This is a genomic window from Nocardia jiangxiensis NBRC 101359 (assembly GCF_000308615.1).
Lineage (GTDB): Bacteria > Actinomycetota > Actinomycetes > Mycobacteriales > Mycobacteriaceae > Nocardia > Nocardia jiangxiensis.
In genome coordinates this window covers 45,319-52,936 of record NZ_BAGB01000011.1, presented here as the reverse complement: position 1 = coordinate 52,936, position 7,618 = coordinate 45,319, and the positions used below count along the sequence as shown (strand labels likewise).

Sequence of the window (7,618 nt, the reverse complement as noted above, 5' to 3'; positions counted from 1 at the left end):
GCGGCAACCCGCCGGGACCGCCCTCGCGCGGCGGCACACCGCCCGCACCGGGCTCACGCGGTGGCGCGCCGTTACCGCCGCGCTGACGCTGCGGCAGACCGCCGGTGCGGGGCTGACCCGCGGCGCCGGGCTGACGCTTGAGCATATTCGCGGCCAGGTTGGCCTGCGGCTGAGCAAGTCCGCCACCGGTATTCGGCCGCTGCGGCAGATTCGCGCCGGGCTGCGCGCCCGGCATCTGCGGGCCGTTGGCGCCGGGCTCACGCTGTGGCAGACCGGGTCCGCTGTCGGTGGTGGCCCGCCGCAGCGTGGGACCATCCGCCCCCGGCTGACGCTGCGGCAGACCGCCCGGAGTCGCACTGCCCGGCTGACGCTGCGGCAGTCCACTCGGAGCCGCACCAGCCGGCTGACGCTGCGGCAGACCACCCCTCGGGCTGGCCGTCGCGGGCGGGGTGGAGCCGATGACACCCTGGGCCGACACGCCGTCCTCGGCATCCTCGTCGGTCGCAATCGCCCCGCTCACACCGGGATCCACGGTCACCATCATGTTGCCGCTCGGCGTGCGGGTGACCGCACGCGTCTGCATGGTGGCCGCCGGAGTGGTCGACTGCGGCTGCACCGGAATCGGTTGCGACGGCGTGGGCACCTGCGGGGTGGCCTGCGTCGGCACCGCGATCGTGCCGCCGACCGGCGCGACGATGATCGGCTTGGGCAGATGCACCGTGACCGTGACGCCCGGATCCCGCGCGGTGTCGAAGGTGGGCCGCAGCCGCACCGTCAGACCGTGCCGCTCGGCGAGCCGGCCGACCACGAACAGACCCATGTGCCGCGCGGTGTCCGGACCGACCTCGGCGGCGGTCTCCAGACGACGGTTGATGTCGGCCATCTCGGCCGGGGGCATACCGATACCGCGGTCGGCGACCTCGACCAGCAGACCCTGATCGTGTGCCTGCGCGAAGGTGAACTTGACGTCGGTCTCCGGCGGCGAGGCACGCAGCGCGTTGTCCAGCAGCTCGGCGAACAGGTGCGCCAGGTCGGAGGCGGCGGGTTCGGTGATGGCGCCGCGCGGGGTGGCGCCCAGCTTCACCCGCTCGTAGTCCTCGACCTCGGAGATGGCCGCACGCAGCACGTCGGCGATCTCGACCGGCGCGGACTTACCGCGCCGCTGCCGGGTACCGGCCAGAATCAGCAGGTTGTCACCGTTGCGTCGCATACGGGCGGCGAGGTGGTCCAGCCGGAAGAGGTTCTCCAGCAGACGCGGGTCCTTCTCGTCGTACTCCATCGCCTCGATGAGCGAGAGCTGATGGTCGACAAGGGATTTCGAGCGTCGAGCCAGGGTCTCGAACATATCGTTGACCTGGGTACGCATCGAGGCCTGATCCGCCGCCAGACGCAGCGCCTGGCCATGGATGTCGTCGACGGCGCGGGCGAGCTGACCGACTTCCTCGTCGGTGTGCACCGGCATCGGTTCCAGTGGCACGTCCTCGGGAGATGCGCCGTCACGCAATCGGGAGACCTCGTGACCGAGGTCGTGCTCGGCGACGCGCAGCGCGGCCAGACGCAACTTACGCAGCGGCACGATCATCGACCGCGCGATGACGACCGCGAGCAGCAGCGCCGCCATGATCGTCGCGATGACGATGATCGCGTACCGGATCGCACCGGTGCGGGCGTCGTCGGCCAGCTGGTTCACTCGCGCGGTGATCTGACTGGTCGAGCTGTCGACGATCTTCTGGTAGTACGACAGGCTGTCCTGCAGCGACTGCTTGAGGTCCGCCACGGGAATCTGACCGACCGCGGCCTGCGGGCTGCCGGCCAGTTCGATTCGCTTGTTGACCAACTGGTTCAGCGCGGTGATCGTCGGATCGTTGTCCGGGAAGCGGTGAGCCAGGGTGGAGAGCATCTGCCGCTCGGTGTTGGCGGCGATCTGGAAGTCACGCAGCGCGCCCTTGGAATCGCCGCGCAGCGCCTCGGAGATCGCGGCGACCTCCGAAACCTCCACCGCACGCGTGTTCAGGGTGTCGACCAGGCGCAGCTTGGCCTGCTCCACCTGCGGGTCGGAGACCGTCGCGGTGATCTGCTCGGTCGTCCGGACGCTGTTCTGCCGAATGCTCTCTTCGTGATTGACCGCGTCGGTCACCGTGGGCGACGGGGTGTGGCCGTTGGCCCGCACCTCCTTGGCGCCCGCGATCATCTGATCGAGCGCGGCCTGCCCGCCCGGCACGCCGTCCAGGCGCGCCGAATTCTTCTGGGCGGAGGTGATGGCGTTGTCGAGCGCGGTCAGATCGGCGTCCTGCACCAGCGATTGGCCCGGAGCGATCTGCGCCATCTGTTCACTGGCCACCGTGGCCTCCGCGCCACTGAGCCCGGTCACCGCGGGAATCGCCCCGACATGTGTCACCGCGGCATCCAGCCGACTCGAGTCGCTGAACTGCGCCGCGATCCTGGACGCGCCGAGCACCACCGCAACGAGAAGGGGGACGGCCAGAACCGCCGTAACCTTCCAACGCAGGTCCCAGTTGCTAAGCGCCCAACGCTTGTTGCCGGACCTAGCGGCGTCGCGCATCTTCACTCACTTTCCAAACTGGCCCCAGCCATGCGCCATCAGCGAGCCTCCACGATCGCATGGCTGGACTCGTTTGGCACAGCGGGCCGAGATCTGCGGCAGGCCGTGAAATTGCGTCCTTGACGGCCGAAATATGTGACATGCGATTCTAACGGATCAATAACTTCTTGTGTGACCTGTTGGCAACCTCTGCACAATGACCAGCCTGTTCTGAACAAAATCAAAGGTCGCGGCGCCCGCCCGGACGCCGCGTGAAGTCTGCCACAATCAGGCTGATCTATCGAGGCGGGCATCGAGGCGAGGCAGGGAGTCACACGGTTGAACGCACAGCAGGAGTACCGGCCTACCTACCAGACGAGCCTGGTCGACCCGTCGGACTTCTGGGGCGCGGCCGCGGCGGCTGTCAGCTGGGATGTTCCCCCCACGCAGATCCTCGACAGCACCGCCCGCCCGACGGCCCGCTGGTTCTCCGACGCCCGCCTGAACACCTCCTACAACGCACTGGATCGTCATGTGCGCGATATCACACCGATAGAGCCCTCGACAGCAGGCGAGCCGGGTCGTGATCTCTTCGAGACCGGATCGAACTCGGATCGACTCCGGAACGCCGATCAGACCGGCGGCCGCGCCGATCAGCCCGCCCTTATATACGACTCCGCCATGACCGGCGCCACAGTTGTGTACACCTATGCCGAGCTGCTGGCGGAAGTGGCGCAGTTCGCCGGGGCGATGCTGCGACTGGGTGTGCGCACCGGCGATCGGGTTGTCATCTATATGCCGATGATTCCGGAGGCCGTCATCGCGATGCTGGCCTGCGCGCGGATCGGAGCGGTGCATTCGGTGGTGTTCGGCGGATTCGCCGCGCACGAACTGGCCGCCCGCATCGACGACGCCGAACCGGTGCTGATCGTCACCGCCTCGGGCGGCCTGGAACCGGGCAAGCGCCTCGAGTACCCGCCGATCGTGCTGCAGGCGCTGGATCTGGTCCACACCGTCGCGCCCAGGCACGTGGTGGTCAAACAGCGCCCGAACTTCCCCGCCCTCCGGTTCGCGGCGCCGCAGCCGGCCACCGAACACCTACCGGGCTCCTCGGAAAGCGTTGCCGCACAATGGCTGGACTGGGAGGACATGGTCGCCGACGCCGAACCGGCGGACCCGGTTCCGGTCGCGGCCACCGATCCGCTCTACATCCTCTACACCTCCGGCACCACCGGGAAACCCAAAGGCGTCGTGCGCGACAACGGCGGCCACGCGGTTGCGTTGATCTGGTCGATGCGCTACATCTACGACATGGCCCCCGGCCAGGTCATGCTCACCACCTCCGATATCGGCTGGGTGGTCGGGCACTCCTACATCGTCTACGCGCCACTGCTGATCGGCGCGACGACCGTGCTCTACGAGGGCAAACCCGTCGGCACCCCGGATCCGGGGGCGTACTGGCGGATGGTCGAACAGCACGGGGTGCACGTGATGTTCACCGCGCCGACCGCACTGCGCGCGATCCGCCGCGCCGATCCGGACGCCGCCGCGGCCCATCGGCACGACATGTCCGGCCTGCGCGCGCTGTTCTGCGCCGGTGAGCGGCTGGATCCGACCACCCTGGAGTGGACCCGCGACGTGGTGCTGGCCGATCACCCGGACTGCCCCGTGGTGGACCACTGGTGGCAGACCGAAACCGGCTGGCCGATCTGCGCGGATCCGCTGGGGCTGCAAGAACTTCCGATCAAGACCGGCTCGGCCTCGCTGCCGGTGCCCGGCTACCGCCTGCGAGTACTGGACTACGAGGGCGATGCGGTCGCCGCGGGCACCGAGGGCAATATCGTGATCGGCCTGCCGCTGCCCCCGGGCACCCTCACCGGCCTGTGGGGTGACGACGACAGATTCGTGCGGTCGTACCTGGCGGCCTTCCCCGGCCACTATCTGACCGGCGACTCCGGCTACTTCGACGAGGACGGCTACCTCTACGTCCTGGGCCGCAGCGACGACGTGATCAACATGGCCGGGCATCGTCTCTCGGCCGGAGGTATCGAGGCCGCGGTCGCCGGACATCCCGCCGTCGCCGAATGCGCCGTGATCGGCATCCCCGACGAGCTCAAGGGCCAGCGACCGATCGCGTACGTGGTGCTCAAATCCGACGGGACGGGGCAGACCGTCCAGATCGATCCCGATCAGCTGCGCGAGGAACTGATCGCCCGCGTGCGCGACCAGATCGGCGCGATCGCGACGCTGTACGACGTCATCGTGGTGCAGGCGCTGCCCAAGACCCGCTCCGGCAAGATCCTGCGCAAGACCATGCGGCAGATCGTGGCCGGCGAGGAATGGGAGATGCCCGCCACCATCGAGGATCCCGCCGTACTGGTCGCGCTGGAGGATCAGATCATCGCGAGCGGTCATCCCGAAGGTCCGGCCACGTCGAGCGACGACGCCCCGGTGCGGTCCTCATAGTCTTCTCAGGATCGGTTCACATCCGTCCCAGAGCGGGGTCCTAGGGTTTCGGGCGTTCCCCGAGTCGAAGGACTTCACATGATCACGTTGCGTAATCGCCGCCGTACCGGCACCGTCCTCGCGATCGGTGGCCTGGCCACCGCCGCCGCCCTGCTCTCCCCCGGTCTCGCCGCGGCCGCACCGATGGATATGGTTACGCCCCTTCTGAATTCGACCTGCAGCTTCGATCAGGTCGACCGCGCGCTGCACGCCAAGAACCCGCAGCTGGCCTCGATCCTGGACTCGAATCCCAGTCAGAAGGCACAGCTGAAGGCGAAGTTCGACGAGCCGATCCAGCAGCGCCGCGCCGAGGCGCAGCAGTATCTGGCCCAGCATCCCGAGGCGCAGCAGCAGATCCAGAACGATCCGCGGTCCTCGAGCCTGCAGCGGACCATCCAGGCCGTCGCGGACAGTTGCCACAATTACTGACGGTCTGTTTTTCCGGGCCCGGCGCGTCCATCTGTGCAGAATGTACTGGTGACGAGCCATGACAATCCGACGGTTCTGCTGGTCGACGACGACGAGGACCTGCTGGCCTCGGTCGAGCGCGGCCTGCGGCTGTCCGGGTTCCGGGTGATCATCGCCCGCGACGGCGCTCAGGCGCTGCGCAGTGTGACCGAGCAGGCCCCCGATGCGCTCGTCCTGGACATGAACATGCCGGTCCTGGACGGCGCGGGGGTGGTCACGGCGCTGCGGGCGATGGGTAACGAGGTGCCCATCTGTGTTCTGTCCGCGCGCAATTCGGTGGACGACCGGATCGCCGGGCTGGAGTCCGGCGCCGACGACTATCTGGTCAAACCGTTCGTCCTGGCCGAACTGGTCGCCCGGATCCGGGCACTGCTGCGCCGCACCGACACCGCCGTGCCGCTCACCCCGGGTGCGATCACCGTCGGCCCGCTCGAGGTGGACGAGGCCGGATATCGCGCCCTGCTCAACGGCGAGGAGATCGACCTCACCAAGCGGGAATTCGAACTGCTGTCGACCCTGGCCCGCAACGCCGGGGTGGTGCTGAGCCGCGAACGCCTGCTCGAACTGGTGTGGGGATACGACTTCGCCGCCGACACCAATGTGGTCGACGTCTTCGTCGGCTATCTGCGCCGCAAACTCGAGGCCGGCGGCACACCGCGGTTGCTGCACACCATTCGCGGCGTCGGGTTCGTGTTGCGAGCGCCGAAGTGACCGTCGCGGCGGCGCGGGCCCGGCGTCGGCGACGTCCCTCGTACTCGCTGCGCACCCGGGTCGCGGCCGCCGCCGCACTGGGCGCGATCATCCTCACCGCCCTGCTGGGCTGGCTGTCCATGGTGGCCATCCAGCGCAACGCGATCACCCAGGCCGATCAGGAACTGAACGTGGCCTCGCGCATCGTGCTGATGCAGCCGGTGATCGCGGCCGGGGTGCTCTCGGTGGTCACCCCGAGCAAGGATCTGGCGGTGACCGTCCGCGACGACGGCACGATCGCGGCCTCGACCCTGATGCAACTGCCGCGCCTGGATCCGGGTTCGCACACCGTCACCCTCGACGGCGCCCCCTACCGGATCATGACCACCACCGAGAATCAACAGCCCGACCGCGTGGTCTCGATGGGTATTCCGCTGAACGACGCCTATCACGCGACCAGCGAACAACGTCGCTGGGTGTTGTCCGCGGCCGGACTCGCGATGGTCGCCGCGGCGGCGCTGGGCTGGATGTTCGGCGGCCGGGCGGTGCGGCCGATCGTGGATCTGACCCGGCAGGTCGGTGAGCACAGCGGCACCGGCGACGGCGAGACCCCGGTGGACGGATCAGGTGTGCGCGAGGCCGAACAACTTGCCGAAGCAGTGAATTCGCTGCTGGAACGCGTGCGCGCGGCACAGGCCGAAACGGCCGCGGCACTCGAGACCGCCCGCGATTTCGCGGCGGTGTCCGCTCATGAGCTGCGTACCCCGCTCACGGCGATGCGCACCGATCTCGAGGTGTTGCGCACATTGGACCTGGACGCGGATCAGCGTGCGGAGATCCTCGCCGACCTGCAGCGCAGCCAGGCCCGCGTCGAGTCGACCCTGGCCGCACTCGAACGTCTCGCGGCCGGTGAGCTCACCAACGAACGCGACCACGTGGAAACCGATGTGGGCGATCTGATCGACCAGTCCGCCCACGACGCCATGCGGCACTTCCCGAATCTGACCGTGGGCATCGATACCGATCCGGAGCTGATCATTCGCGGGCTGCCCACCGGGCTGCGCCTGGCGGTGGACAACGCCCTGACCAATTCCGCCCGGCACGGCGGCGCGACCCGGGCGCTGGTCGCCGCGCATCGCACCCCCGCGGGCGTGCTGATCTCGGTCGACGACGACGGGTGCGGCATACCCGCCCAGGAACGGGATGCGGTCTTCGAACGGTTCATTCGCGGCAGCCAGGCCACCAAGGGCGGTTCCGGACTGGGCCTGGCGCTGGTCGCCCAGCAGGCCCAGTTGCACGGCGGGCGAGCCTATTTCGAGGACAGCGCCCTGGGTGGGGTGCGACTGGTTCTGGAATTCCCGGGCAGGTGATCACCCGCGCGGAACGGGTCGTGCACACGAGCCCCCGGTGGAC

5 protein-coding genes are annotated in these 7,618 nt (G+C 68.6%); 4 read left to right on the top strand and 1 reads right to left on the bottom strand.

Going from position 1 to position 7,618, the window contains the following annotated elements:
- Window positions 1–2,563, bottom strand: a 2,563-nt coding sequence (locus ON40_RS03390) for an ATP-binding protein (RefSeq protein WP_157186180.1), incomplete at its 3' end; no start/stop codon positions are given.
- 318 nt (window positions 2,564–2,881) lie between these two features.
- On the opposite strand from ON40_RS03390, the gene ON40_RS03385 reads away from it, so the two are divergent.
- From ON40_RS03385 to ON40_RS03370, 4 genes are all read left to right on the top strand, one after another.
- Window positions 2,882–5,008 (top strand): AMP-binding protein, encoded by a 2,127-nt coding sequence (locus ON40_RS03385; protein WP_040818354.1) that lies wholly within the window; start codon window positions 2,882–2,884, stop codon window positions 5,006–5,008.
- A 78-nt stretch (window positions 5,009–5,086) separates the two neighbouring features.
- Window positions 5,087–5,476: a hemophore-related protein gene (locus tag ON40_RS03380; protein WP_040818352.1), complete on the top strand. Its 390-nt coding sequence runs from the start codon at window positions 5,087–5,089 to the stop codon at window positions 5,474–5,476.
- A 45-nt stretch (window positions 5,477–5,521) separates the two neighbouring features.
- Window positions 5,522–6,226, top strand: a complete 705-nt coding sequence (locus ON40_RS03375; RefSeq protein WP_040818377.1) for a response regulator transcription factor — start codon at window positions 5,522–5,524, stop codon at window positions 6,224–6,226.
- On the top strand, window positions 6,223–7,575 hold the full coding sequence (locus tag ON40_RS03370; protein ID WP_174434997.1) for a sensor histidine kinase: 1,353 nt from the start codon (window positions 6,223–6,225) through the stop codon (window positions 7,573–7,575). Before ON40_RS03375 ends, ON40_RS03370 begins: the two co-directional genes overlap by 4 nt.
- The last annotated feature ends 43 nt before the right edge of the window (window positions 7,576–7,618 follow it).

Coding starts and splice junctions, on each gene's coding strand:
- ON40_RS03380 (WP_040818352.1), top strand. CDS start 5,087: ATGATCACGTTGCGTAATCGCCGCCGTACCGGCACCGTCCTCGCGATC.